This is a genomic window from Vibrio sp. Vb0667, assembly GCF_033391095.1.
On sequence record NZ_JAWPOL010000231.1, the window covers coordinates 1 to 1,258 of the forward strand.

The 1,258-nt window shown below is 44.0% G+C and carries 1 protein-coding gene; it reads left to right on the plus strand.

Annotated features, from left to right (window positions below; translation table 11 throughout):
- Nucleotides 1–260: 260 nt before the first annotated feature.
- Nucleotides 261–1,258, plus strand: a 998-nt coding sequence (locus R8269_RS24850) for a diaminobutyrate--2-oxoglutarate transaminase family protein (RefSeq protein ID WP_318222861.1), incomplete at its 3' end; no start/stop codon positions are given.

Genomic DNA, 1,258 nt, shown 5'->3' on the forward strand with positions numbered 1-1,258 from the left:
AACCCAACATTGAAACCTTTGAATAAACACACACTAATCAGCTTCATACTGCCGAAATGTCCTGTTTTACAAAACGGTTGCATTACGGAACCTTGATTAATTCCCAGCACAAATAAAAGTCACCGATGTTGTGACTGACTATCTGTATTTGTCTTTTACGTAGCGACAAATGCGGAGGTTTACCTATATCTCCTGTAATTAAATTCAAACGAAAATAAATACAGGTTCGAGAATTATTACAATTCAAGGGATTAAGTAGTATGAGCACTGCCTTTGAAGTCGATAACACTATCGCAAACATTTTTTCTTCTCAGGTTCCTTTAGTTGAGGGAACGTATGACTTAACGCCGGATCAAGTTCTATTAGAACAGGCGGAGCATGAATCTGAGGTTCGTTCTTATCCACGTCGTCTACCGATTGCGATTAAGCAAGCATATGGCTGTTTGGTAGAAGATACTCGTGGTCAAGTCTTCCTAGATTGTCTAGCTGGTGCTGGTACTTTAGCGTTGGGTTACAACCATCCTGAAATTAACCAAGCGTTAAAAGAGCAGTTAGACTCTGGTCTGCCTTATCAAACTCTTGATATTGCCACTTCTGCTAAAACTCACTTTATTAAGTCTGTTAAGTCTTTTCTTCCTCAAGAGCTGGGCGATAACTGTGTTATTCAGTTCTGTGGACCATCGGGTGCTGATGCGGTTGAAGCTGCGATCAAGCTAGCGAAACAAACGACAGGTCGTAATACCATGTTTGCTTTCCGTGGGGCATACCACGGTATGACAAACGGTACGATGGGCATGATGGGTAATTTAGGAACAAAAGCGCGTCGTACTGGCTTAATGTCAGATGTGCACTTTATGCCTTTCCCATACAACCTACGCTGTCCATTTGGTCTTGGCGGTGACGAAGGTGCGAAAGCAAGTATTCGTTATATCGAGCGTTTATTGAACGATGATGAAGCGGGTATCATGAAGCCTGCTGCGATCATCGTAGAGCCAGTTCAAGGTGAGGGCGGTGTAATTCCTGCTCCAGCATTCTGGTTGCGCGAACTACGTCGTATTTGTGATGAGCACGGTATCCTGTTGATTTTTGATGAAATCCAGTGTGGTGTGGGTAAATCTGGTTACAACTTCGCTTTCGAAGAAGCGGGTATCGTGCCTGATGTATTGTGTCTTTCTAAAGCGATTGGCGGCGGCTTGCCAATGTCACTGCTTGTGATCAATAAGCAACACGATACGTGGAAGCCAGGCGAGCACACGGG